23 protein-coding genes are annotated in these 23,452 nt (G+C 68.6%); 15 read left to right on the top strand and 8 right to left on the bottom strand.

The annotated features are described in order from the left end of the window. Positions 1 to 861: a MurR/RpiR family transcriptional regulator gene (locus ACFWUU_RS37820; RefSeq protein WP_137257623.1), complete on the bottom strand. Its 861-nt coding sequence runs from the start codon at positions 859 to 861 to the stop codon at positions 1 to 3. 101 nt (positions 862 to 962) lie between these two features. Here ACFWUU_RS37820 and ACFWUU_RS37815 point away from each other — a divergent pair, with 101 nt between their 5' ends. Genes ACFWUU_RS37815 through ACFWUU_RS37805 form a run of 3 tightly spaced genes read left to right on the top strand, consistent with a single transcriptional unit; the run spans position 963 to position 4,864 of the window. After that, positions 963 to 2,396, top strand: coding sequence for an MFS transporter (locus ACFWUU_RS37815; RefSeq protein ID WP_380183114.1), 1,434 nt, complete (start codon positions 963 to 965; stop codon positions 2,394 to 2,396). A 1-nt stretch (position 2,397) separates the two neighbouring features. Next, a complete protein-coding gene (locus tag ACFWUU_RS37810) occupies positions 2,398 to 3,570 on the top strand; it encodes an amidohydrolase family protein (RefSeq protein ID WP_380183112.1) in 1,173 nt (390 codons plus the stop codon). After that, positions 3,560 to 4,864 carry an amidohydrolase family protein gene (locus ACFWUU_RS37805; protein ID WP_380183110.1) on the top strand — a complete coding sequence of 435 codons (1,305 nt, stop codon included), beginning with the start codon at positions 3,560 to 3,562 and terminating at the stop codon, positions 4,862 to 4,864. The genes ACFWUU_RS37810 and ACFWUU_RS37805 overlap by 11 nt, the downstream gene beginning before the upstream one ends. Here ACFWUU_RS37805 and ACFWUU_RS37800 read toward each other — a convergent pair. Both ACFWUU_RS37800 and ACFWUU_RS37795 read right to left on the bottom strand, forming a co-directional pair. Then, complete coding sequence (locus tag ACFWUU_RS37800) at positions 4,861 to 6,135, bottom strand: ABC transporter ATP-binding protein (protein WP_380183108.1); 1,275 nt, start codon at positions 6,133 to 6,135, stop codon at positions 4,861 to 4,863. The genes ACFWUU_RS37805 and ACFWUU_RS37800 overlap by 4 nt on opposite strands. 122 nt (positions 6,136 to 6,257) lie before the next feature. Next, the gene (locus ACFWUU_RS37795; protein ID WP_380183106.1) at positions 6,258 to 7,403 is read right to left on the bottom strand and encodes an N-acetylglucosamine-6-phosphate deacetylase; all 1,146 of its coding nucleotides are present in this window, start codon (positions 7,401 to 7,403) and stop codon (positions 6,258 to 6,260) included. 73 nt (positions 7,404 to 7,476) lie between these two features. Here ACFWUU_RS37795 and ACFWUU_RS37790 point away from each other — a divergent pair, with 73 nt between their 5' ends. Next, on the top strand, positions 7,477 to 7,863 hold the full coding sequence (locus ACFWUU_RS37790) for a PASTA domain-containing protein (protein WP_380183104.1): 387 nt from the start codon (positions 7,477 to 7,479) through the stop codon (positions 7,861 to 7,863). 34 nt (positions 7,864 to 7,897) lie between these two features. Here ACFWUU_RS37790 and ACFWUU_RS37785 read toward each other — a convergent pair whose 3' ends face one another. Continuing rightward, positions 7,898 to 8,533, bottom strand: a complete 636-nt coding sequence (locus tag ACFWUU_RS37785) for an HAD family hydrolase (protein WP_380183102.1) — start codon at positions 8,531 to 8,533, stop codon at positions 7,898 to 7,900. Positions 8,534 to 8,576: 43 nt separating this feature from the next. Here ACFWUU_RS37785 and ACFWUU_RS37780 point away from each other — a divergent pair, with 43 nt between their 5' ends. From ACFWUU_RS37780 to ACFWUU_RS37770, 3 genes are read left to right on the top strand one after another with little or no spacing between them, the layout of a single operon-like run. Beyond that, positions 8,577 to 9,230 (top strand): class I SAM-dependent methyltransferase, encoded by a 654-nt coding sequence (locus ACFWUU_RS37780; protein ID WP_380183100.1) that lies wholly within the window; start codon positions 8,577 to 8,579, stop codon positions 9,228 to 9,230. Then, positions 9,227 to 10,249 (top strand): DUF4037 domain-containing protein, encoded by a 1,023-nt coding sequence (locus tag ACFWUU_RS37775; RefSeq protein WP_380183097.1) that lies wholly within the window; start codon positions 9,227 to 9,229, stop codon positions 10,247 to 10,249. The genes ACFWUU_RS37780 and ACFWUU_RS37775 overlap by 4 nt, the downstream gene beginning before the upstream one ends. Before the next feature lie 3 nt (positions 10,250 to 10,252). Beyond that, positions 10,253 to 11,287 carry an enolase C-terminal domain-like protein gene (locus ACFWUU_RS37770; protein WP_380183093.1) on the top strand — a complete coding sequence of 345 codons (1,035 nt, stop codon included), beginning with the start codon at positions 10,253 to 10,255 and terminating at the stop codon, positions 11,285 to 11,287. Here the strand turns inward: ACFWUU_RS37770 and ACFWUU_RS37765 are convergent, their stop codons facing one another. Further along, a complete protein-coding gene (locus ACFWUU_RS37765; protein WP_380183091.1) occupies positions 11,288 to 11,983 on the bottom strand; it encodes an SDR family oxidoreductase in 696 nt (231 codons plus the stop codon). A 126-nt stretch (positions 11,984 to 12,109) separates the two neighbouring features. Between ACFWUU_RS37765 and ACFWUU_RS37760 the strand changes: the two genes are divergently transcribed. The 5 genes from ACFWUU_RS37760 to ACFWUU_RS37740 all read left to right on the top strand — a co-directional run bounded on the left by ACFWUU_RS37760 (position 12,110) and on the right by ACFWUU_RS37740 (position 17,716). Further along, entirely contained in the window at positions 12,110 to 13,108 is a 999-nt protein-coding gene (locus tag ACFWUU_RS37760) for an alpha/beta fold hydrolase (protein WP_137257612.1), read from the top strand. 100 nt (positions 13,109 to 13,208) lie between these two features. Then, positions 13,209 to 13,622, top strand: a complete 414-nt coding sequence (locus ACFWUU_RS37755) for a glyoxalase superfamily protein (RefSeq protein WP_380183089.1) — start codon at positions 13,209 to 13,211, stop codon at positions 13,620 to 13,622. Continuing rightward, positions 13,619 to 14,584 carry an RNA polymerase subunit sigma-70 gene (locus ACFWUU_RS37750; RefSeq protein WP_380183087.1) on the top strand — a complete coding sequence of 322 codons (966 nt, stop codon included), beginning with the start codon at positions 13,619 to 13,621 and terminating at the stop codon, positions 14,582 to 14,584. The genes ACFWUU_RS37755 and ACFWUU_RS37750 overlap by 4 nt, the downstream gene beginning before the upstream one ends. A gap of 10 nt (positions 14,585 to 14,594) precedes the next feature. Next, on the top strand, positions 14,595 to 15,350 hold the full coding sequence (locus tag ACFWUU_RS37745; protein ID WP_137257609.1) for a beta-phosphoglucomutase family hydrolase: 756 nt from the start codon (positions 14,595 to 14,597) through the stop codon (positions 15,348 to 15,350). Then, positions 15,347 to 17,716 (top strand): glycoside hydrolase family 65 protein, encoded by a 2,370-nt coding sequence (locus tag ACFWUU_RS37740; RefSeq protein WP_380183085.1) that lies wholly within the window; start codon positions 15,347 to 15,349, stop codon positions 17,714 to 17,716. The genes ACFWUU_RS37745 and ACFWUU_RS37740 overlap by 4 nt, the downstream gene beginning before the upstream one ends. Positions 17,717 to 17,766: 50 nt before the next feature. On the opposite strand, the gene ACFWUU_RS37735 is transcribed toward ACFWUU_RS37740, so the two are convergent. Further along, entirely contained in the window at positions 17,767 to 18,036 is a 270-nt protein-coding gene (locus ACFWUU_RS37735; RefSeq protein WP_130449837.1) for a GlsB/YeaQ/YmgE family stress response membrane protein, read from the bottom strand. Positions 18,037 to 18,142: 106 nt separating this feature from the next. Beyond that, positions 18,143 to 18,970: a hypothetical protein gene (locus ACFWUU_RS37730; RefSeq protein WP_380183083.1), complete on the bottom strand. Its 828-nt coding sequence runs from the start codon at positions 18,968 to 18,970 to the stop codon at positions 18,143 to 18,145. A 114-nt stretch (positions 18,971 to 19,084) separates the two neighbouring features. On the opposite strand from ACFWUU_RS37730, the gene ACFWUU_RS37725 reads away from it, so the two are divergent. Both ACFWUU_RS37725 and ACFWUU_RS37720 read left to right on the top strand, forming a co-directional pair. Then, the gene (locus ACFWUU_RS37725; RefSeq protein ID WP_380183081.1) at positions 19,085 to 20,188 is read left to right on the top strand and encodes a DNA glycosylase AlkZ-like family protein; all 1,104 of its coding nucleotides are present in this window, start codon (positions 19,085 to 19,087) and stop codon (positions 20,186 to 20,188) included. 31 nt (positions 20,189 to 20,219) lie between these two features. Then, positions 20,220 to 21,602 (top strand): ricin-type beta-trefoil lectin domain protein, encoded by a 1,383-nt coding sequence (locus ACFWUU_RS37720; protein ID WP_380183079.1) that lies wholly within the window; start codon positions 20,220 to 20,222, stop codon positions 21,600 to 21,602. Here ACFWUU_RS37720 and ACFWUU_RS37715 read toward each other — a convergent pair. After that, positions 21,501 to 22,430 (bottom strand): DMT family transporter, encoded by a 930-nt coding sequence (locus ACFWUU_RS37715; RefSeq protein WP_380183077.1) that lies wholly within the window; start codon positions 22,428 to 22,430, stop codon positions 21,501 to 21,503. The genes ACFWUU_RS37720 and ACFWUU_RS37715 overlap by 102 nt on opposite strands. 81 nt (positions 22,431 to 22,511) lie before the next feature. On the opposite strand from ACFWUU_RS37715, the gene ACFWUU_RS37710 reads away from it, so the two are divergent. Beyond that, positions 22,512 to 23,408 (top strand): LysR substrate-binding domain-containing protein, encoded by an 897-nt coding sequence (locus tag ACFWUU_RS37710; RefSeq protein ID WP_380183075.1) that lies wholly within the window; start codon positions 22,512 to 22,514, stop codon positions 23,406 to 23,408. Positions 23,409 to 23,452 lie beyond the last annotated feature (44 nt).

Below are 23,452 nucleotides of genomic sequence, written 5' to 3'. Positions count from 1 at the left end.
TCAGTCGGGGACGAAGAAGTTCATGTCTTGCCAGAGGGCGTCTACGTGGGAGATGGCGGAGCGGGTGCGTTGGGGGTCTATGGCTACCAGGGCGGCGGCCAGGCCGTAGGCGAGGCTGGTGGCTACTGTCATTGAGCGGAAGTTGGAGATGCCTTCGGCGGGGATGATGAGGATGTGGTCGGCGTGATCGGCCGCGGGGGAGTGGCGGGTGTCGGTGATGGCGCAGGTGGTGGCGCCGACTGTGCGGGCGAACCGCAGGGCGGCCACCGTCTGTTTGTAGTGCTGCCAGAAGCTGAACGCGACCACGCAGTCGTCGCTCGTCAGCCGCGCCAGCGCGTTGGTCAGATGCGGCCCGCTCCGGTCCTCCAGGCTGATGTCGTACCCGCGACTCGCCGCCATCATCGCCAACCCCTGCGCCGGCAGCGAATGCGTCCCGGTAGCGACCACGAGCGTACGGCGGGCCGCGTGGATCGCCTCGACGACAGCCGCACCTTCCTCGTAGTCGAAGGACTGCAAACACGACTGCAAGTTCTCCGCATCCCGCGCAAAGGCGGACGCGAGTACGCCGGCGTGCCCCGTCGTCGGCGCGCCGGCCTCCACGTCATACCGCCGTACGACGTACATCGACCGGAACTCGGCCTGGAACTGCGGCCAGCCCGCAAACCCGAGCGACTGGGCGAACCGGACAACCGTCGCCCCGTTGACCTCGGCGCGCTCGGCCACCTCGGCGGCGGTCGCGTACGACGCGAAGCTCGGCTGCGTCGCGACCACATGCCGCACCCGTTCCGCCTTCGGGCCGAGCCGTGCGCTGCCGACCTGCTTGTCGAGCCACTCGGCCACGGAAGGGCCCTGGTCAGTCATCACCCCATTGTGCCGGATGCACGAAATATTGCACCAGGTCTTGCATGCACGAAATCATGCATCTACTGTCCTGAGTCATCCACCGACGGATGGAGGCTCCGATGACCGTGGAAATCTCAGCCGCAGGCCGCGTACTGCTGGACCGTCTCGAACGACTCCCGCTCTCCCGTCCGCACGTCAAGCTGCTCCTGATGGGCGGGCTCGGCATCGCCTTCGACGGCATGGACGGCTCACTCGTCTCGTACCTGCTGCCGGCCGTGAAACCCCTCTGGCACCTGGCCCCGTGGCAGATCGGTCTGATCGGCAGCTCGCTGCTGATCGGCATCCTGATCGGAGCCCTGAGCGCAGGGATCACCGGCGACGCGATCGGCCGCCGCAAGGTGATGATGTACGCCCTCGCCCTGTACTGCGCTGCCACGCTCGTCGCCGCGTTCGCCCCGACCTGGGAGATCTTCTTCAGCGCCCGGATCATCGCCGGGATCGGCGTCGGCGCGGAAGCCGCGATCATCCCGGCGTTCATCGCCGAATTCATCCCCGCCCGGTCGCGCGGTCTATTGGTCGGATCGGTCGCCGGGTTCTTCTCCGCGGGGTACGTCGCTTCGGCGCTCCTCGGCAGGGTGTTCGTGCCGGCGTTCGACCACGGCTGGCGCGTCGCTCAGGTGGTCACCGCGCTGCCGGTGCTGATGCTGCTGTGGTGGCGTCGTGGTCTGCCGGAGTCGCCGCGCTGGCTGATCCAGCAGGGCCGGACTGCCGAGGCGACAAAGGTGGTCGACGCGTTGGAGGACGCCGTACGCGCATCGGGCAAGGACGTGCCGCCGATCCCCGCGGCCGTCCCGGAGACCACGGTGTCCGTACCGCGGAAGCCCAAGCCCGGCGCGGGGCTGATCCTGATGTGGCAGAACGGCCTGGCCCGTCGTACTGCGGTGTTGTGGCTGCTGTGGATCTCGATCACGTTCGCGTTCTTCGGCTTCTTCACCTGGATCCCGTCGCTGCTCGTCGAGCGTGACCTCACGATCTCGAAGAGCCTCAGCTACGCGCTGCTGATCACGCTGGCGCAGGTCCCCGGCTACTACTCGGGCGCATACCTGAACGAGCGGCTCGACCGGAAGTGGACCATCGCGTCGTACCTCGCCGGTGGAGCGATCTCCGCCTTCCTGATCGCGAACGCGAGCAGCAACGGACAGGTGCTCTTCTTCGGCATCCTGCTGTCGTTCTTCATGAACGGCACGTACGCCGGTCTCTACGCCTACACGCCCGAGGTGTACCCGACCGCGATTCGCGCGACCGGAATGGGAACCGCATCCGCGGTCGGCCGACTCGGTGGGATCACCGCACCGATCCTGATCGGCGTCCTGTTCACGTCGGTCGGATTCCTCGGCGTGTTCTCGATGATCGCCGCCGCACTGCTCCTCGGCGCTCTGGCGATCCTGACGCTCGGCCTGTCGACCCGCGGGCGGCGGCTCGAGGATCTCGACCCGGAGGTGCAGGTCGAGCGCGCGAGCGCACCGATCATCACCGAGGCGGCGACGAACTGACATGGACACCACCTTCGTGAATGCAACGGTCCTCGACGTCCGGAACGGACAGCTGGTAGAGGACCAGACAGTTGCCATCCGCAACGGTCGGATCACAGGAGACGTTGAAGCGACTGCTCAGGTGATCGATCTGCACGGCCGGATCCTGATGCCGGGTCTGATCGACTCGCACGTCCATGTCACCCAGGCGAGCGAGAGTTTCGCCGAGCTGACCTCCTGGCCGGCGTCGTACGCAACCGTCCGATCCACGCAGATCCTGAACGACATGCTGCTACGGGGCTTCACGACCGTACGCGACCTGGGCGGTGCCGACGCCGGGCTCGCGCGGGCGCTACGGGAAGGATTGATCGAAGGGCCGCGGCTGCTGTACGGCGGCCCGATCCTCGCGCCGACCGGGGGACACGTGCTCACCCGGATCTGCGACGGACCTGTCGAGCTGCGGCGCGCAATCCGCGAGCAGATGGCCCAGGGCGCGCACCACATCAAGCTCACGCTGAGCGGCGGCGTGGTCTCGTCAATGGCCCTGGACGCGCTGGCGTACTCCGAGGAGGAGATCCGGGCCGCCGTCGAGGAGGCAGGCTTCGGGCACGGGTATGTCGCCGGGCACGCGTACTCGGCCGCGTCGGTGAATCGTGCGCTGCGGTACGGCGTTCGTACCATCGAGCACGGGAATCTGATCGACGAGGAGAGCGTCTCGTTGTTCCTGGAGCGAGATGCGTTCCTCGTGCCGACGCTGGCGACGTTCGACGGGCTTCGGCGTAGCGGGGCCGAGCATCTGTCGCCCGAGGGCAAGGGCAAGCTGGACAACATTCTCGAGCTCGGCCTGCAGGCGTTGGAGCTCGCGGACCGTTCCGGGGTCGCCCTCGGCTACGGGACAGATCTGCACGGCGCTTTGCACGCTCATCAGCTCGACGAGTTCACGCTGCGGGCCGAAGTACAGAAACCTGCGGACATCTTGCGGTCGGCAACAGTCGTCGGCGCGGAGATCGCTGGTCTGGTCGGGCAGGTCGGTGAGATCCGGGACCGGGCCTGGGCCGATCTGCTGGTCGTGGACGGCAATCCGCTCGAAGACATCGCAGTACTGACGGACCCCGATCGACGGCTGCGCCTGGTCATGCAGGGCGGTCGGATCGTGAAGAACACCCTGGACAAGGAGATCACCGATGTGCCGTGACCATGACGACGAGCTTGAGCCGCTGCCGAGCTCGATCAGCCGACGGGGTGTGATCGGCGGGGCGATCGCACTCGCCGGCGCCGGACTGGCGGCCGTCGGCCAACCCGCCCAGGCGGCAGTCGGCACGGACGCCGATGGTCCCGGCGGTCGAGCGCCCGTGCCACCTCCCGTCGTGATCGAGAACGGTACGGTGCTCGACCCGCTCAGCGGGCGGGTCATCGAGGACGCCGTCGTCGTGCTCGCGGGCGGTCGGGTGGTGGCCGTTGGCAACCGTTCGCAGACTCGCAAAGCAGTTGCCCAGGCCAACGGTCGCGTCATTGACGTCGAGGGACGATGGGTGCTGCCCGGTCTGGTCGACGTACATGTGCACGAGAACGCGGTCGCCGATGCTCATGCGGCTTTGGTGCGTGGGGCAACAACCGTCCGCAGCGGTACGTCGGACTTCTACCAGGACATCGGGCTCCGCGCGCTGAAGCCGTGGGCACCGGGCGTCGTACCGCGGATGAAGGCGTCGGGTACTTTCGTCACCCCGGATCTCGGCAACACGATCCTCGGCGATCCCGCCCTCGCTCCGTTGGCCGGCGGGGTTCGTACGCCGGAGGCGTTGCGGTACCTGACGTCGGTCAACCTGGATCGCGGCGTCGACTGGGTCAAGACGCGGGTGAACGAGCGGGCCGGCGTACCCGAGCAGGATCCGCTGGTTCAGGTCTACGACTACGAGCAGGTCCGCGCGATCGTCACCGAGGCGCGCAAGCGTGGCGTCGGCGTGATGTGCCACAGCTACAGCGAGAAGGCGATCGACGATGCTGTGCGGGCCGGGATCAAGACGCTCGAGCACGGCGTGTTCGTGGGGGAGCGGACGCTGGAGCGGATGGCTCGCCAGGGCACGCACTTCACCCCGACCATGTCCGCGATCGGCGGGATGCGCGACTCGACGAACCCGATCCTGAAGCAGCGCGGCGAAGAGTTCTTCCCGGTCCTCCAGGCCGCCGTACGCCGGGCCGCCGAGCTCGGCGTGACCGTGGTGGCGGGCACGGACTCGTTCGGTCTGGACGTCGACCCGGTCGGTGGCGAAGTACGCTTCCTGCACGAGGCCGGTCTGAGCGCCCTCGACGCGATCCGCGCAGCGACGACAAGCGCTGCGCGACTCCTCGGCCTCGGGGCGTCGGTCGGGCGACTGGCGCGTGGGTACGCAGCCGACGCCATCGTCGTAGATGACAGCCCACTCGACAACATCGCCGTACTCGAACAGCCGCACCTGGTGATAGCCGGCGGAGCGGTCGTGACCGGCTAGCGGGTGATGCGGTCCACCCGGCGGCCGGTTTGGTCGAAGATGTGGATCCGGGTCGTGTCCATGGCGAGGTGGATGCGGGAGCCGCGTCTGAGGTCCGCGTCGGCGGGGAGCTCGATGACCAGGTCGGCTCGCCGGTGCGTGGGCGGCAGTAGTTCAGCCGGAGCGGTCGTGCGGCCGGATCGGATGCGGGAGAGGACTCTGGTCAGCAACGAGGCCGGAGCCATCATGTCCTGCGGTGAAACAGCGTGCATCGGCCTCGGCTGGCCGACCTGGTCGGGATTGACGGCCTCGATCCCGCACTCGACGAACGCGATCGACTGCTGCCCGTGGAACTCGAACGCGCGCAACGTCCCGGTCAGCTGGTTCGCGACGTCCTCGTTGGTGATCACCCGGAAGGCGTTCGAGCGCGCGCCGACGATGACCTGGACGCCGTCGTGGTGGCGCAGGATCAGCGAGCGGCGATCGGACGGATCCAGGCCGATCGACTGCGAGCCGAAGTCGAGCGCCACCCGATGGTGTGCGGTGACGCGGACGGTCGCGGACAGCAGGTTGATCCTGGGCGCGCCGAGGAACCCGGCGACGAACGCGGTCGCCGGGTCGTTGTAGACCTGCGCCGGCGTACCCACGTCCTCGATCCGGCCGTCGCGCATCACCGCGATCCGGTCGGCCAGCGTGAGCGCCTCGACCTGGTCGTGGGTCACGTACAGCGTGGTGACGTTGAGGTCCCGGGTCATCGCGCCGATCTCCTGGCGCAGCTCGGTCCGCATCGTGGCGTCGAGGTTCGACAGCGGCTCGTCCAGCAGGAACACGTTCGGACGGCGTACGAGCGCCCGCCCGATCGCGACGCGCTGCCGTTGCCCGCCGGAGAGCGTCCGCGGCATCCGGTCGAGCACCGAGCCGATGCTGAGGATCTGCGCCAGGCCGGCGGCGGTCGAGCTCGCGTCGTGGTCGTCCTGCCCGGCGATCTGGAGCGGGAACATGATGTTCTCGCGGACGGTCCGGTTCGGGTACAGGGCGCCGGTCTGGAACACCATCGCCACCTGACGGTCCTTCGGCGGCAGCCGCGTCCCGTTCGTCCGGCCGAACCAGACCTCGCCGGCTGTCACCCGCTCGAGCCCGGCGATCATCCGCAGCAGCGTCGTTTTCCCGCAGCCGGACGGTCCGAGCAGCACCATGAACTCGCCGTCGGCCACGTCCAGGGACAGCTCGTCAACAGCCAGGTGTTCCCCCTCGAACACCTTGGACACCCCGTCGAGCCGGATCGCTGTCATCACGCTTCTTATACGGGAAGACCAGGTTCACCGGCAAGCATCGGACCCCGTTTTGCCGGTACTTGCAAGCGGCACGATTGAGCACCTGACTGTTGCCGCAGGCAACAGATCGTGGAGTCTGATCAAACCTGGGTCTGCGTCACGCCGTTGACGACGACCGTGACGAGGTCGCCGACGCCGCCTTCCGGGGTGCGGGTGAGTTGGATGAGGTCGGCGCGGGCGCCTACTTCGAGGCGGCCGCGGTCGGTCAGGCCGAGGAGGTTGGCAGGGGTGATGGTCGCCATCGTGACGGCAGTGTCGAGGGCGAGGCCGCCGGGGCCGGTGGCCCAGCGGAGGCAGTCGAGGAGCGAGGCGCCGCTGCCGGCCAGGTACGGCGTACCTTGCAGGCGGAGGCTGCCGTCGGGGCCGACGGTGACTGCGCCGCCGACTGCAGTCTTGTAGTCGCCGGGGGCGCAACCGGCAAGGGCGGCGGCGTCGCTGGTGAGAACGCAGCGGGTCGCGCCCTTGGCCCGGACGATCGCGGCGAAGGTGTCGACGGGCAGGTGGTGGCCGTCGGCAATCAGCCCGGCGGTCAGAGTGTCCTCGACCAGCTGAGGCCAGATCGGGTTGTCGTGCCGGTCGAGCTGCTTCGGCAAGGCGTTTCCGAGGTGCGTGGACATCCGCCCACCCGCGGCAGCAAACGCGTGAACCTCCTCAGCCGAAGCAAGCGAGTGCCCAACCGACACCACCACGTCGGCGGCGAGGTGGCGGGTGAATTCGAGGGCGCCTGTGCGTTCGGGTGCCAGGGTCAGGATGGCGATGGCGCCGGCTGCGGCCTTCTGCCAGCGGTCGAACTCGTCGGGGTCCGGGTCGCGGACGACGGCCGGGTCGTGTGCCCCGCGGGCGCCCTCGGCACTGGAGATGTACGGACCCTCGAGATGCAGACCGGGTACGCCGTACGCGACCGTCGAGTCGGACGCGCGAGCTGTGGCGGCGCGGGTGACGAGGGCGGTTGTGGTCGCGTCGTCGGCGGAGATGATCGTCGGGTAGACCGTCGTGACCCCCTGCTGCCACAGGATGCGCACGAGGTCGGACAGTTCGCTCGCCGGACGTGCAGGATCGTTGACATCCAACCCGGCATACCCGTTGAGCTGGATGTCGATCAGGCCCGGGAGCAGCAGGAGGTCGGGCGCACTCGGGTCGTCGGTGATCTCCTCGATGCCGGCGGCGGAGTACCGCACCCGCACACCGCGGCCGTCCGCCGTACGACCTTCCAGAACCTGAGTCATAGGTGAAACAACTACAGCTTGTTAGGTCGTTTGGCGAATGGGGTATTGGTACTCGGTGGCCCCGGGATGGTTCGTGATAGCTCTCGGCTCGCTGGTGTTGCTGACCGCGTGCGGAGGCGCCGGCGCGGCCGGAGCCCAGCCCACGGTGACCGCCACGACCACGGTGACCGCCACCCAGACGTCGACCGTCCCGCCAACCAGCGCGCCGCCACCTTCAGCTGCCCGCCCGTCCGCACAGGCGGGCGTCGTGCCGAACGTCGTCGGCCTCAACCATCAGCTGGCCCAGGACACAATGCAGGCCGCCGGCTTCTACTTCCTCACCGAAGAAGACGCGACCGGCCAGGGTCGCCTCCTGATCAACGACCGCAACTGGGTCGTCGTCTCCCAGCAACCCGCCGGCGGCACCCACGCGACCCCCGACACCAAGATCACCCTGCGCTCGAAGAAGATCGGCGAGTAAGACCCACGCCCGAAGGCAATCTGCTCGAGCTCGTTCAGCGGACCTGACGGAGCGCTTCCGCGATTGACGCGGTGACCGGTACGCCGGTGGCTTCCAGCGACTCGCGGGTCATGGCGCCGGTCGAGACGAGGACGCAGTGGGTGCCGGCGGCTCGGGCTGCGTCTGCGTCGTCGACGACGTCGCCGATCAGTACGACGTCCGCCGGGTCGAGCTGCTGTACTTCGAGGTGGCGGACGAGGCTGTCGGCCTTCGACCCACCGCCGACCTCACCGGGCAGCCCGTCGACGCGGGTGAAGTATGACGTCAGACCGTACTTCTCGATCGTGGGTGTCAGCCGCGCGTGGAACCACATCGACAGCAACGACTGGGTGCCGGTCCACTCCCGCAGTACGTCGATGGTGCCGGCGGCGAGCTCGCAGGTGTGCAGGAGCGCGTCGTACCGCTCGTGGTAGAGCTTGTCGACCCGCGCCCACTCCTCCTCGTCGAGCGTGCGCTGCAGGATCTGCTCGTACGACACCCGCATCGGTCGCGCGTACGCTGCCTGCCAGTCGCTCCAGGTCAGCTCCGGCCGGCCGAACCCGACACAAACCTCGTTGACCGCAGCCAGCACTGCGTGATTGTCATTGAGTAGCGTCCCGTTCCAGTCCCACACCACATGCGAAGCCTTCACCGGGGTAACTGTAGACGGGCCCTCAGACCGGAAAGGTGACGTAGTGGGTCAGATCACGGAGCTCCCACAGGTCGTACCGGCGGACCCCGGGAAGCCTGTCCGACCCGAAGCAGCGGCCAGTCAGCGGACCTCGCGGGAGCTCGCCGAGCACCCGAGCACGTGGTCGCAGGACCAGGCCGACGAGGTCGTACGGCGGTACACCGAGCTGGCTCCGCTCTGGGACGGTGACCGCGGTGGCTACCGCTCCGTCCCGCTGACCGACGCCCTGCAGCGTGGTGGGCCGTGGCCGGTCGGCTTGTGCTTGGAGGTCGGCTGCGGGACTGGACTCCTCTCCGCACTCATCCAGGAGGTGTGGCCGAAGGTGGTCAGCCTCGATCTGACCTGGGCGATGCTCAGCCGATCACCTGCTCCGTGGCGCGTTCTGGGCGATGCGTCGCAGCTGCCCGCCGGCGACGCATCAGTACAGGCGGTCGTGCTGGCCGACGTACCGCTGTTTGCTGACGAGGTTGTGCGGACGCTGACGCCGGATGGTGTGGTCGTGTGGTCCAACGCGCTCGGTGAGGACGCTCCGCACCACGTGCCGATCGAGACTGTGCTGGGCGCGCTGGAGAAGGCCTCGGGAGCGGACTGGTCTGCAGTGATGTCTCATGCGGGCTGGGGTTTGTGGGCGGTACTGCGTCGAGGGGAGTCGGAATGAGCGAGTTCCGGAGCGCGGCTGAGATCGGGGCCGGGTTTCACGCTGACGTGATCGCACCTCTGGTCGGGGACGTCGGGTATGCGGCCGGACTGCTCGGCTGGGGATCGGATGTGCTCGGCTACGACACCGAGCGCTCGACGGACCACGGGTGGGGTCCGCGGGTCGTCGTGCTGGTGGGTGCAGACGAGGTCGAGCGGGTGCGGAAGGCCGTCGACGACGGGCTGCCGGACGAGTACGCCGGGCACACGGTCCGCTTCGGCTGGGACACGCAGGAGCCGGTGCACCACGTCACGGTCGCGACGCTGGGGGACTGGTTGCGCGGGCACCTGGGGTTCGACGCGTCGGAGGGCATCGGGCTCACCGACTGGTTGACGACGCCGCAGCAGCAGTTGCTAGGTGTCGTGGCTGGTCAGGTGTACGCCGACGACGGGCGACTGGCCGCCGTACGTGATGCGCTCGCCTGGTACCCGGACCAGATCTGGCGGTGGATGCTCGCCTGCCAGTGGTCGCGGATCGCGCAGGAGGAGGCGTTCGTCCAGCGCACGTACGAGGTCGGAGACGAGCTCGGTTCGCGGGTGGTCACTGCTCGCCTGGTGCGCGACGTGATGCGCTTGGCGCTGCTGCAGTCGCGGACCTATGCGCCGTACACGAAGTGGCTGGGTACGGCGTTCGCGCGTCTCGACCACGCCGACGGTCTGGACCAGGCGCTCGCCGACGCGGTGGCAGCCGCTCGGTTCGAGGACCGCGAGCAGGCGCTCGTCACGGCGTACGAGCTGGTGGCGCGCCGCCATAACGCGCTCGGCATCACCGAGGAGATCGACCCGGCGCCGCGGCCGTACTTCACGCGGCCCGCCCAGGTGATCGATGCCGGTCGGTTCGTGCAGGCGTGTCTGGCGACCGTGACCGACGAGGCAGTGAGGCGCTGCGGGTTGATCGGGTCGATCGACCAGTTCGCGGACAACACCGACGTCCTCAGCAATCCGGAGGCGTTCCGGAAGTTCGTCGCTGTCTATCGTTGAACGATGACCCTCGCCAGGCACGTCATCCGCTCCGTCACGACCGCCGACCATCACTACGACTATCTCCGCACGATCGGCCGCAACTCGTTCCTCGGCAGCCACGGGAACGGCGGCAAGCAAACGGTGTACGTCGTGGAGACCGACCGCGGCGCCACCGGCTGGGGCCTGCCGCTGTCCGACGCGGACCCGCGCGCGCTCATCGGTCGCAACCTGGCCGAGCTGATCGACCCGGACCGCGGCGTGATCGACCCGGCGGCGGAGTTCCTCGACTACCCGCTTCACGACCTCGCGGCACGGATCCTCGACGTACCCGTCTATGCGATGCTCGGCGGCCACGGCTCGACGCGGGTGCGCTGTTACACCGGCGGCATCTACTTCGACGACCTCGATCACGGCCTGGAGGCGATCCGGACCAACCTCGCCCAGGACCACGCGTTCGGCTTCCGCGACTTCAAGCTGAAGATCGGCCGCGGCCACCGCTGGATGGATCCGCTGGCCGGAATGGCGCGCGACATCGAGGTCACCCGGCTGACCCGCGAGCTGTATCCGGACGCCGGGATCCTTGTCGACGGCAACGACGGCTTCACCCTCAACGGTCTGCTCGAGTACCTCGACGGCGTCGCCGACTGCGACCTGTACTGGATCGAGGAGCCGTTCCCGGAACGCCGGCCCGACCTGGAAGCACTCCGCGAACACCTGCAGACCATGACGAAGCGGCCCAAGGTCGCCGACGGCGAATACGACCCGAACGTTGACCACGTCCTCCGCCTCGCCCGCGAAGGCCTCGTCGACGTGGCTCTGATGGACGTCATCGGCCACGGCCTCACCGCCTGGCGTCGCACCATGCCGCAACTCGCCTCCGAGGCCTCACCGCATGCCTGGGGCGTCCCGCTCAAGACCCTGTACGCCGCCCACCTCGCAGCCGGCCTCGGCAACGTCCCGATCGTCGAAGGCGTGCCCGGCCCCGGCGCCTACACGCTCGAGGACGGGTACGTCGTGCTGTCCGAGGACTCGGGCTTCGGCCTCGCGGCGCCGTAGTCAGGTCAGCGGTTCGCCGCCGTCGACCCGGAGCGTCGTACCGGTCACGAAGGTGCTGCTCATCGCGAACAGGACGGTCTGCGCGACGTCGTCCACGGTGCCGATCCGCCGGGCCGGGTTGCGTGAGCTGATGTCGCGGAAGTAGTCGTCCTTGCCCGCGCCCAGTCCGTCCCACGCACCGGTGTCGATCACGCCGGGGGAGACCGCGTTCACCCGGATCGGCGCGAGCTCCAACGCGAGCGAGCGGGCGAGTACGTCGGCCGCGCCGTTGGTGATCGCGACCGCGAGCGTGCCGACGGCGATCTTCGCGGCCGCGACGCCGGAGAAGATCGTCAACGAGCCGCCCGTGTTGATCCGCGGCGCGAGGTGCTTGGCCAGCATCAGCGGACCGATGACCTTCGTGTCGAACGACGCCCGGACCGCGTCCCGGTCCAGGTCCGCGACCTTCCCGCGGGCCCGGGCCGACGCGGTCGAGACGATGTGGTCGACGGTCCCGAGCCGTTCGCCGAGCGCCGCGATCGAGGCCTCGTCGGTCAGGTCGACGTACTCGGTGGTGATGCCGGGCTCACCGTCGTACGCCGCCTTCAGCTTGTCCTGGCTGCGGCCCGCGGCGACGACCTGTGCGCCCGCGTCCCGGGCGGCCAGGGTCACCGCCCGGGCGATGCCGCCGCCGCGGCCGACGACCAGAACTGTCATGCCTTGAAGTGTCATAACGCTTACCGAACACGAGAGCCGGCCGGGTTCGCATCCGCCACTGGCTGGCCTCCGCGGTTTTGGACACCGTTTTCCGACGGCAGTCGGTTGGGCGTAAATTTGTCGCTCATGGCCATGTTCGACCTTTCCCTCGACAAGCTCCGCGAGTACCGGCCCGAGGTGGCCGCACCCGCCGACCTGGTCGATTTCTGGCGCCGTTCCATCGAGAAGGCGCGTACCGACGACCTGTCCGCCTCGTTCACCCTGATCGACAACAAGCTCGCGGTGATCGACACCTACGACGTCACCTACGCCGGCTTCGGCGGTACGCCGGTCAAGGGCTGGCTGCACGTCCCGGCCGGAGCCACCGGCCCGCTGCCGACCGTCGTGCAGTACCACGGGTACTCCGGCGGCCGCGGCTTCCCGCACGCGACCACGCTGTGGGCGCAGGCCGGCTACGCCCACTTCGTGATGGACACCCGCGGCCAGGGCTACGGCGCCGGCGGACTGGACAGCACGCCGGACGACACGCCGTACGCCGGTCTCAATCACACGCCGGGCTTCATGACCGCGGGGATCACCGACCCGGAGACCTACTACTACCGTCGCGTGTTCATCGACGCGGTCCGTGCGCTCGATGCGGTGAAGACGTCGCCGCTGGTCGACCCGGACAAGCTCATCGTCACCGGCGGCAGCCAGGGCGGCGGCATTTCGATCGCCGCGGCCGGACTCGCACCGATCGCCGGCATCGAGCTGCTCGGCTGCGCGCCCGACGTACCGTTCCTGTGTCACTTCGAGCGGGCGCTGCAGATCACCGACAAGGACCCGTACGGCGAGATCACCCGGTACCTGAAGGGGTTCCGGCAGGACGTCGACGCGACACTGCGGACGCTGAGCTACTTCGACGGCGTCAACCTCGGCCGGCTCGCGACGGCACCCGCGCTGTTCTCGGTCGCGCTGATGGACGCCACCTGCCCGCCGTCGACGGTCTTTGCCGCGTACAACCACTACGGCAGCGAGCAGAAGGACATCGAGGTCTACCAGTACAACAACCACGAGGGCGGCCAGACGTACCAGCAGCTGGCGCAGCTCGAGTGGTTCGCGCGGGTCTTCGAGGCGCGCGGCTGAAAAAGCTCATCGATCGACCGATGAGTTTTCGGGGCGGCCGTCGTTACACGGTCATCGATGTCGGTCAGACTGGACCGACCGTGACCGCGGGAGGCCGCAGATGGACTGGAAACTCGAGCTCGTGATCGTGCCGGTGACGGACGTGGATCGGGCCAAGAAGTTCTACACCGACCAGCTCGGTTTCGCCGTGGACGTCGACCACAAGGTCGGCGACTCGTTCCGGGTCGTGCAGCTGACCCCGCCCGGGTCGGCGTGCTCGATCACGATCGGGATCGGGGTGACCTCGGCGAAGCCGGGCAGCTACCAGGGCACGCACCTGGTGGTGACCGACATCGAGGCCGCGCGGGCCGAGCTGGTCGACCGTGGCGTGGAGGTCAGCAAGCCGTTCCATTTCGGCGACCAGGGCAAGCAGGACGGCGTGCACCCCGATCGCTCCGACTACAACACCTTCCTGTCCTTCGACGACCCGGACGGCAACAACTGGACCGTCCAGGAGGTCGGGCACCAGTCATGACGACGCTGGAAGAGGCGGCGTTCGCGGGCGATGAGGCCGCGTTCGCCGACCTCGCGGGGAGGCATCGGCGCGAGCTCCACGTGCACTGCTACCGGATGCTCGCGTCGTACGACGATGCCGAGGACGCCGTTCAGGAGACACTGCTCCGGGCCTGGCGCAGCCTCGATCAGTACGACGGGCGCACGTACTTCCGCGCCTGGCTGTACCGGATCGCGACCAACGTCTGCCTGGACGTCGCCCGTCGGCACACTCGGCGCAGTACGTCGCCCGGCGACATGGGCTGGCTGCAGCCGTATCCGGACCGGTTGCTCGACGAGATCGCACCACCGGCCGACCAGCCCGATGCGGTCGCGGTGGACCGGGAGACGATCGAGCTGACGTTCCTGATCGCGCTCCAAGCGTTGCCCGCTCGTCAGCGGGCTGCACTGATCGCGCGTGACGTCCTCGGCTGGTCGGCGTCGGAGACGGCCGGCCTGTTGGAGACCAGCGTGGCCGCGGCCAACAGTGCGCTCCAGCGCGCCCGCGTGACGATGCAGCAGCGGCTGCCCGCACGACGGTCCGACTGGAGTGCACCACGCCCGACAGCCGAGGAGCGCGAGGTGCTCGATCGGTTCATCGATGCCCACCAGCGGTGTGATGCGGAGGCGGCGATCGCGATCGCGGCCGAGGACCTGCGGATCTCGATGCCACCTGACCAGCTGACGTTCGACGGCCTGGCCGCGTGCCTGCCGTTGTTCGAGCGGGGCATGGGGCCGAACCGCGAGGGCGAGTGGCGGCTGGTGCCGACCTCGGCGAACCGGTTGCCCGCGGCAGCGTCGTACCTGATGCGTCCCGGGGACACGGTGTGGCGGGCGTTCAAGCTCGACGTGCTGTGGGTGCGCGACCACCAGATCGTCGAGATCACCACCTTCGGCTACTCCCGTTTCCCTGCCTTTGGCCTTCCGGACCGGTTGACCCCCTAATGTGGGTTCCATGCTGGGACTACCTGCGGGGATCCGGGCCTGTCTGTTCGACCTGGATGGTGTGTTGACCGACACCGCTGCCGTCCACGCCGCCGCGTGGAAAGAGATGTTCGACAAGTTCCTCCGCGAGTATTCGGCGCAGCACGGGATACCGTTCGTGCCGTTCGACGCGCGGGCGGAGTACGACGCGTATGTCGACGGCAAGCCGCGAGCGAACGGAGTCCGGGACTTCCTCGCCGCGCGCGGGATCACGCTGCCCGACGGTGCGGCCGACGATCCGCCGGACGCGATGACGGTGAACGGCCTCGGCAACCGGAAGAACGAGGCCGTCCAGCGCCGGATCCGGACCGAGGGCGTGCACGTCTTCGAAGGCTCGCGCCAGTACCTCCAGGCCGCCGAGCAGGCCGGACTCCGCCGCGCGGTGGTGTCGTCGAGCGCGAACACCCGTGAGGTGCTCGACGTCACCGGACTCGCGCAGTACGTCGAGCAGATCGTCGACGGCGTGACGATCCGGACCGAGGGCCTGAAGGGCAAGCCGGCGCCGGACACGTTCCTCGCCGCGGCCAAGGGCTTCGGCGTCGATCCGTCCGAGGCGGCCGTGTTCGAGGACGCGCTGGCCGGTGTGGCGGCCGGCCGCTCGGGTCGCTTCGGTCAGGTGATCGGAGTGGACCGCGTCGGCCAGGCGGCCGAGCTGAAGTCGCACGGCGCCGACGTGGTGGTCCGCGACCTGGCAGACCTGCTCGCCGATCACGGGGAGGGCAAATGATCGACCGAGGCCATCACCCGATCGAGCCCTGGCGGTTGCGGGAGACCCGACTCGCGCTGGACAAGCTGGCCCAGTCGGAGTCGCTGTTCGCCCAGTCGAACGGCCACATCGGCCTGCGCGGCAACCTGGACGAAGGCGAGCCGTACGCGATCCCCGGCACCTACCTGAACTCGTTCTACGAGCAGCGCCCGCTCCCGTACGCCGAGGCCGGCTACGGCTACCCGGAGTCCGGGCAGACGCTCGTCGACGTGACCAACGGCAAGCTGATCCGGCTGATGGTCGACGACTCGCCGTTCGACATCCGCTACGGCTACCTGACCAAGCACGAGCGCTCGCTCGACTTCCGGACCGGCATCCTCGAGCGCGACGTCGACTGGACCTCGCCGGGCGGCAAGCGGATCAAGGTCCGCAGCCGCCGGCTGGTGTCGCTGACCCAGCGGGCGGTCGCCGCGATCGAGTACGTCGTCGAGCCGGTCGACCAGCCGGCCCGGTTCGTGATCCAGTCCGAGCTGGTCGCCAACGAGGCGCAGCCGAAGCTGTCCGACGACCCGCGGGTCGCCGCAGTGCTCGACAACCCGTTGAAGCCTGTCAGCCACGACGGCGGCGAGCACGGCGTCGTCCTGATCCACCGGACCACGCGGAGCCAGCAGTTGATGGCTGCGGCGATGTCGCACGAGGTGGACACCACCGTCCGGTACGCGATGGACCAGGACGTGCGTGAGGACTGGGCGCGCACCACGGTGATCGCGCACCTGCAGCCGGGCGAGAGTCTGCGCGTGGTGAAGTACCTGGCGTACGGCTGGTCCAGTCTGCGTTCGGAGACAGCGATCCGGGACCAGGTCGCGGCAGCCATCGCCAGCGCGCAGTTCTCCGGCTGGGACGGGCTGACCAAGCAGCAGGTCGATTTCCTCGACGACTTCTGGGACGGCGCCGACGTCGAGGTGCAAGGGCATCCGGAGCTGCAGCAGGCCGTCCGGTTCGCGCTGTTCCACGTACTGCAGGCCGGAGCGCGCGCCGAGCGACGAGCGATCCCGTCGAAGGGTCTGACCGGTGCCGGGTACGACGGGCACACGTTCTGGGACACCGAGGGCTTCGTCCTGCCGGTGCTGACCTACACCATGCCTGACGCGGCCGCCGACGCGCTGCGCTGGCGACATTCGATCCTCGAGCTCGCCAAGGAGCGGGCCGAGGTTCTGGGCTTCAAAGGCGCGGCGTTCCCCTGGCGGACGATCCGCGGCCAGGAGTGCTCCGGCTACTGGCCGGCGGGTACGGCGGCGTTCCACCTGAACGCCGATATCGCCGAGGCAGTCATGCGGTACCACACCGCCACCGCCGACGACGGCTTCCTCGAAGAGGTCGGGCTCGAGCTGCTGGCGGAGACGGCCCGGCTGTGGATCTCGCTGGGACACCACGATCGCGACGGCAAGTGGCACCTGCCCGGCGTGACCGGCCCGGACGAGTACAGCGCCGTTGCCGACGACAACGTTTTCACCAACCTGATGGCGGCGCGGAATCTGCGGTTCGCGGCGGAGGTCTCGGTCAAGCTGCCGGCCAGGGCCCGCGAGCTGGGCATCGACGCCGAGGAAGAGGCCGCCTGGCGGGACGCGGCCGCTGCTGTGTACGTGCCGTACGACAAGGATCTCGGCGTACACCCGCAGTCCGAAGGCTTCACCGGGTACGCCGTGTGGGACTTCGATGCGTACAAGGACAAGTACCCGCTGCTGCTGCACGCGCCGTACTTCCAGCTCTATCGCACGCAGGTGGTCAAGCAGGCCGACCTGATCCTCGCGACCTTCTGGTGCGGTGACGCGTTCACCGATGAGGAGAAGGCGCGGAACTTCGACTACTACGAGCGGCTGACGGTGCGGGACTCGTCGTTGTCCGCGTGCGTGCAGGCGGTGATGGCGGCGGAGGTCGGGCATCTGGACCTTGCGTACGACTATGCGTACGAGGCTGCGCTGATCGACATGCGGAATCTGCATCACAACACCGGCGACGGCCTGCACATGGCGTCGCTGGGTGGTGCTTGGAGTGCGCTGGTCTGCGGCTTCGGCGGGTTGCGGGACCGCGACGGCCGGCTGTCGTTCGATCCGGCGCTGCCGATCGGGCTGGGCGGGCTGAGCTTCTCGATCCGGTGGCGCGGGGTCCGGCTGAAGGTCGAGATCGATCCGGTGGCGGTGAAGTACACCGTGCACAACGGGCCGGATGCCGAGATCACCTTCCGGCACGCCGGTGAGGAGATCACGGTCCGGGCCGACCAGCCGGTCATCCGGACGCTGGAGAAGCGCCGCCCGCTGCTGCCCCGGCCGCCGCAACCGCCGGGCCGCGAGCCGCGGCCGGCGATGGCGATCAACGAAGGCAGCTAGCTCGACCGCGCCGGCCTAGCTCGACTCGGCCGGCGGGGTCGACTTGGGTTTTAGCGGCTGATGGACGAGTTCTTGCGGCGGGCGGACAGGGACTCGGCCGTGCCGACCAGCAGCACCGACGAGATCACCGCGATGATGAAGCCGAACACGTTCAGCTCGAAGATGCTGCCGGTGCCGAGGATCGCGGCGATCGTGCCGCCGATCACCGAGCCGGCCAGGCCGAGCAGCAACGTGGCGAGCAGGCCGAGCTTCTGCTTGCCGGGCGTGAAGAGCCGGGCCAACGCTCCGATGACGAGTCCGGCGACGATGAAGCCGATCATGGCTGAAGACCTCCGAGGGGTCGAACGGTAGGACTCCAGTCTCCGGCCGCGGCGGGTCCGGCGGCAGTGGAGTTCTCCCTGACCCGACCCGGATCCGACCCTGGCTTCAGGTCCGTGCCGAGGTGACGACCAGGTCGCTGTTGATCTTCAGCCGGGGAGTCGCCTGGAGTTCGCTGAGCACTGCGGTCGCGAGTTGATCGGCAGCGTCCTGGTCGCTGTGCAACAGGGCCTGGTAGCTGTTCCGGCAGGGTGAACCGGGGCCGAGGATCTCGACGTACTGCTCGATGTCCGACAGCGTCGGCTTGCCCTTGACGACGTCCACGGTGCTCTTGGCGCACCTGATCAGCGTCGGCTGCGTCCTGGCGACGCTGTTCTTGGCGAGCAACTGGTCCGCGAGCGCCTTCGTCAGGAAGTACTCCGCGGTGGTCCCCTTGTCCTGCAGGTACCGCGCGGTGGCGAACTCCTTGAGACTGTCGCTGAGCACGCAGACCGCCCACTGCGGCGGCACCGTGATGACCTGGGACTTCGGCATGAACACGGGGATGTCCAGGACCCCGGCCAGGCCGCCGCTGTTGTTGACGGCGATCAGTGCGGCCCGCGACGCCAGGTCGGTCGGGTTCTCCTTCGGCGCGGCGATCAGCCGGCTGGTGAAGCCGGCGTCCGGCATGATGATGACCGTCAGCCCGCCGATGTTCTTGAGCAGCAACGACGTACGGGTCGGGTCGGTGGTGGCGGCCAGCGCGACGCCGTCCACCTGCGCCTCCGCCGGGAGCTCCTCGGTCGAATGCGAGCAGTCGGACGCGGGCTTGACCGGACCCGTGGTCCGGGGGAGGACGATCGAGGGGGTCTCGGTCACCGGGCTCGACCCACTCGAACCTTCTGCGCTCGTACAGCCGGCCAGCGCCGGCACCGCCAGCAGAACTGCACAGGACATGAGTGCCCAACCACGTAGCGCCACGATCAACCCCCTGAACCCCGAGCCCCAGGTCCCCACCTCGCTCGGCCTTCGTCCCAGAATACTGTCCGAAGCGTCGCTTAGTCTCTCTTTGTGACCGTTCATCAGTTGTCGAAGCGAGATGCCAGGCGGCTGGCGGTGCGCGCGCAGCTGCTGACGAGTGAGCGGCCGGACGATCTTTTCGACCTCGTGCGCGGGCTGAACGTGATCCAGCTCGACCAGACGGCGTACGTCGCGCCGAACGCGGACCTGGTCGCGTGGAGTCGGCTGGGCTCGTCGTACGACGCTGCCGAGCTCGCGGATGCGCTGGCCACGCAGGAGCTGCTCGAGCTGCGCGGGTTCGTGCGGCTGCCGGAGACCCTGGCGCTGTTCCGGGCCCAGATGGACGCGTGGCCGTCGGACGGCGAACCGCTCGACTGGCAGCAGTACCGCGGTGACTGGGTGAAGTCGAACGAGGGCTGCCGGCTCGACATCCTCGAGCGGCTGCGCCAGGACGGCCCGCTGGCAATGCGCGAGCTGCCGGACACCTGCGTGCGGCCGTGGAGGTCGAGCGGCTGGACCAACAACCGCAATGTCTCGCAAATGCTCGAGTTCATGATGCAGCGCGGCGAGGTGGCGATCGCGAGCCGGGACGGACGCGACCGGCTGTGGGACCTGGCGTCCCGTATCTACCCCGACGACCCGGTCGTGCCGCTGGAGAAGGCCGCCCGGATCCGCGACGAGCAGCGGTTGCGGTCGATGGGGATCCTGCGAGCCAAGGGTCCTGCCTGCCCGGGGGAGCCGCTCGACGCCGGCGAGGCGGGGGAGCGGGTCGTCGTCGAGGGCGTGCGCGGCGAATGGCGGATCGACCCGGAGCTCCTTGGTCAGCCGTTCACCGGGCGGACGGCGATCCTCTCGCCGCTGGACCGGCTGGTGTACGACCGGAAGCGGCTCGGCGAGATCTTCGACTTCGACTACCAGCTGGAGATGTACAAGCCGGTCGCGAAACGCAGATGGGGGTACTTCGCACTGCCGATCCTGCACAACGACCGCCTGGTCGGGAAGGTCGACGCGATGTCGGACCGCAAGGCCGGGATCTTCCGGGTCGACGCGATCCACGAGGACGAGCCGTTCTCGAAGACGCTGACCGCCGCCGTCCACCGCGAGATCCGCGATCTGGCGAAATGGCTCCGGCTGGAACTCGTGCTGAAGTCTTGACGAGAGCCGATGTTCACGTAAACATCGCCGGGTGAGATCTACCGCCCGCAGTCTCGCCACCGTCCTCCTCGCCCTCGTCACCCTGGCCTCCGGGATCGCCGTGCCGGCCGCGGCCGGTCCGCCGCGGACGAACGACTTCCGCGGCGTGAACTGGGCCGATCCGCGCGACAACTACGCCTACGACGAGGTGGTCCCGTCCGGCCTGAGTACGGCGGACGACTACCGGACGACGTACCGCAAGGCCACCGGGATCGTCGGCGAGTTCCGCAAGGAGCTCAAGGCGAACACGATCCGGCTGCCGATCAACCCGTCGAGCGTGGGTACGCCGTGGTGGAACTCGTACCGCGCCGCGATCGACGCGTCGGTCTCGAGCGGGTACAAGGTCATCCTCAGCTACTGGGAGGCCGACAACGCCAAGGACGGCCGGGTCGACGACCCGGCGAAGTACGCCGCGATGTGGGACACCGTCGTCAAGGCCTACAGCAAGAACCCGCACGTGTACTTCGAGCCGATGAACGAACCGTTCGGGTACTCGCTGACCGAGTGGGTGTCGCTGACGTCGGCGTGGATCGCCCGGCATCGCGACGTACCGCGGGGGCGGATCGTGATCTCGGGCACCGGCTACAACGACAACGTGACCGGGGTCGGCGCGGCGCCCGAGCTGAAGGGCACGCTGCTGTCGCTGCACTTCTACGGCTTCTGGGCGTCCGACACCACGGAGGCCGCCTGGCTGGCGAACCTCCGACCGCGGATCGGTTCGTACGGCTGGCGCACGATCATCGACGAGGCCGGCTCGCCGATGACGATCGGGCTGAACTACGGCAACCACGAGGGCAACGTCTACACGGCGTACCTCGGGGCGCTGACGCAGGTCGCCCATGAGCAGCAGATGGGTATCGTCTACTGGCCGGGCCTGCGTACCGGTGACTCGTACTCGATGACCACGCAGGTCGGCCCGAGAGACCTGCAGGTCAACAGCGAGAGTGGCCGCGACCAGCTGTGGTGGGGCTGGGGTCTGCTCAAGAAGGAGCCGACGAACACCCTGCCGCCTGCCCCGCCGGGTGAGCCTCTCCGTGGCGTCGCGAGCGGCCGGTGCGTCGACGTACCGGGCTTCTCGACCAGCCCTGGTACGGCGCTCGATCTGTGGGACTGCAACAACGGCGGCAACCAGTCGTGGAACCAGACCGCCACCGGCCAGCTCACTGCGTACGCCGACAAGTGCCTGACCGCCGGTGCCTCCGCAGCCACCATCGAGACCTGCACCGGCGCCGCCGACCAGACCTGGCAACTCAACGCCGACCAAACAGTCACGTCACCGGCCGGCTGTCTGACCGCGTCCGGCACGGACAACGGCGCCGCCGTCGTCGTTGCCTCCTGCAACGGATCCGACAGCCAGAAGTGGACCCGCTCCTAGCCTGGCCTTCCGTTCGATCGACTGACCCCAGGTGGTCCCGGCCAGGAGAAGGACGGCTCCGAGTGCGGCGGTGATCGTCAGGTGCTCGGAGCCGAGGCCGATGCCGATGGCAACGGCCCAGATGGGCTCGGTGCCGAGCAGAAGGCTGGCGCGGCTGGCCGAGGTGCGCTGGACCGCCCACGTCTGCACCAGGAACGCGAAAACACTGCAGAACAAGGCCAGATAGGCAAGCTGGAGCCAGCCCACGGCGGGGATCGCGGGAAGGTGCTGTACGGCGGGTGCCGCGAAGAGCGCCGTGCCGACAAGGGTCTGGACTGTCGTCAGTTGCAACGGCCGCACGCCAATGGCAAGACGACCGACCAGCGCGACATGACCGGCTCGGACGACCGCGGCCGCGAGCATGAGCAGGTCGCCGATGCCGGGGGCGTGGAGTCCGTGGCTCGACATCAGCAAGCCGACTGCGCCGACACAAAGAGCGGCCGCGAGGTAGAACCGCGGCGGGAGCCGGCGACGATCCAGCATCGGGGTCAGGACGAGCGTGAGGCTGATGATCAGCCCGGCGTTGGCGGCGCTCGTGTGCGTGACGCCGTACGTCTCGAGGATCAGTACGGCGGCCTGCGTGAGGCCGAGGACGCCGCCGATGCGGAGTTCCTTGCGGCTGATCCGCCGTACGAAGATGAGCAAGGCGACCGCGGAGATGGCATAGCGAACGAAGAGGACGGTCAGCACCGGCGTGGATGCGGTCGCGGTCTTGGCGGCGAGGTAGCTCGAACCCCAGACGATGGCGACCAGCAACAGGAGGAGATCGGTACGGCGGGAAGCGGGCACGACTCCAACGGTGACCGGTCACGATGTTGAAGCCAAGTACCACCTTCTTAAGCAACCCTGTAGCACGCCTACAGTATTGGAATGGACGAACGACAGCTCCGAGTGCTGCGCGAAGTCGGCGAGCTGGGGAGCGTGACGGCCGCCGCCGACGCATTGCTGGTGACTCCCTCGGCGATCTCGCAGCAGCTCAGGCTGTTGCAACGATCGATCCCGGTCCCGTTGACCGAGCGCGACGGCCGGCGGGTAGTTCTCACCGCGGCCGGTCGTGCATTGGCCGGGGCGGCAGCGGACGTGGGGTCGGCGTTGGCGCGGGCCCGGCAGGTGGTGGACGACTTTGCCGAGCAGCCGGACGCGGTTGTATCGGTTGCCGCTTTCCACAGCGCGGCTGCAGCATTCTTTCCGGCGCTGTTGCTGGCGGGTGACGGGCCGCGGGTCAGCCTGCATGACGAGGATGTGCCGCAGGACGAGTTCCCACCGCTGACCCGCGAGTACGACGTCGTACTGGCGCATCGGCTGGATCATGCCGCCCCTTGGCCGCGCACGGTCGCGGTGACGCCGCTGCTGCACGAGCCGCTGGACGTCGCCGTACCGGTGGATCATCCGTTGGCGTCGAAGCGGTCGCTGTCACCGCGCGATGTAGCGGGCGAACCGTGGATCACCGTGCACGACGGGTTTCCGTTGATGGCGACGATCGAGGCGATCGGGGCAGCGGCCAACCAGCGGCTCGACCTGGTCCATCGTGTCAACGAATTCACCGTCGTCGCCGAGTTGGTTGCCGCCGGCGCCGGGTTGGCGCTGATCCCGCGCTGGACCGCACGGCCGCATCCGGGAATCGCGTTGCGTCCGATGCGGGGCGTGCACACGCGGCGGCACATCGACGCGCTGCATCGGCCGGAGCGGACAGCTCGGCGGGCGGTGCGGACGACACTCGCCAACCTCGAGACCGCGGCGGCGACGATTCGCAGGGCGAGCGCTTGATAACCTCCTGACAGTTCGCTGTCACCCCGCCCGGGGCAGTGGTT

Origin of the sequence: Kribbella sp. NPDC058693 (assembly GCF_042715335.1) — a bacterium.
Classification (GTDB): domain Bacteria; phylum Actinomycetota; class Actinomycetes; order Propionibacteriales; family Kribbellaceae; genus Kribbella; species Kribbella jiaozuonensis.
The sequence above is the reverse complement of the archived record's forward strand: the minus strand, read 5'-3'. Positions and strand labels throughout refer to the sequence as shown.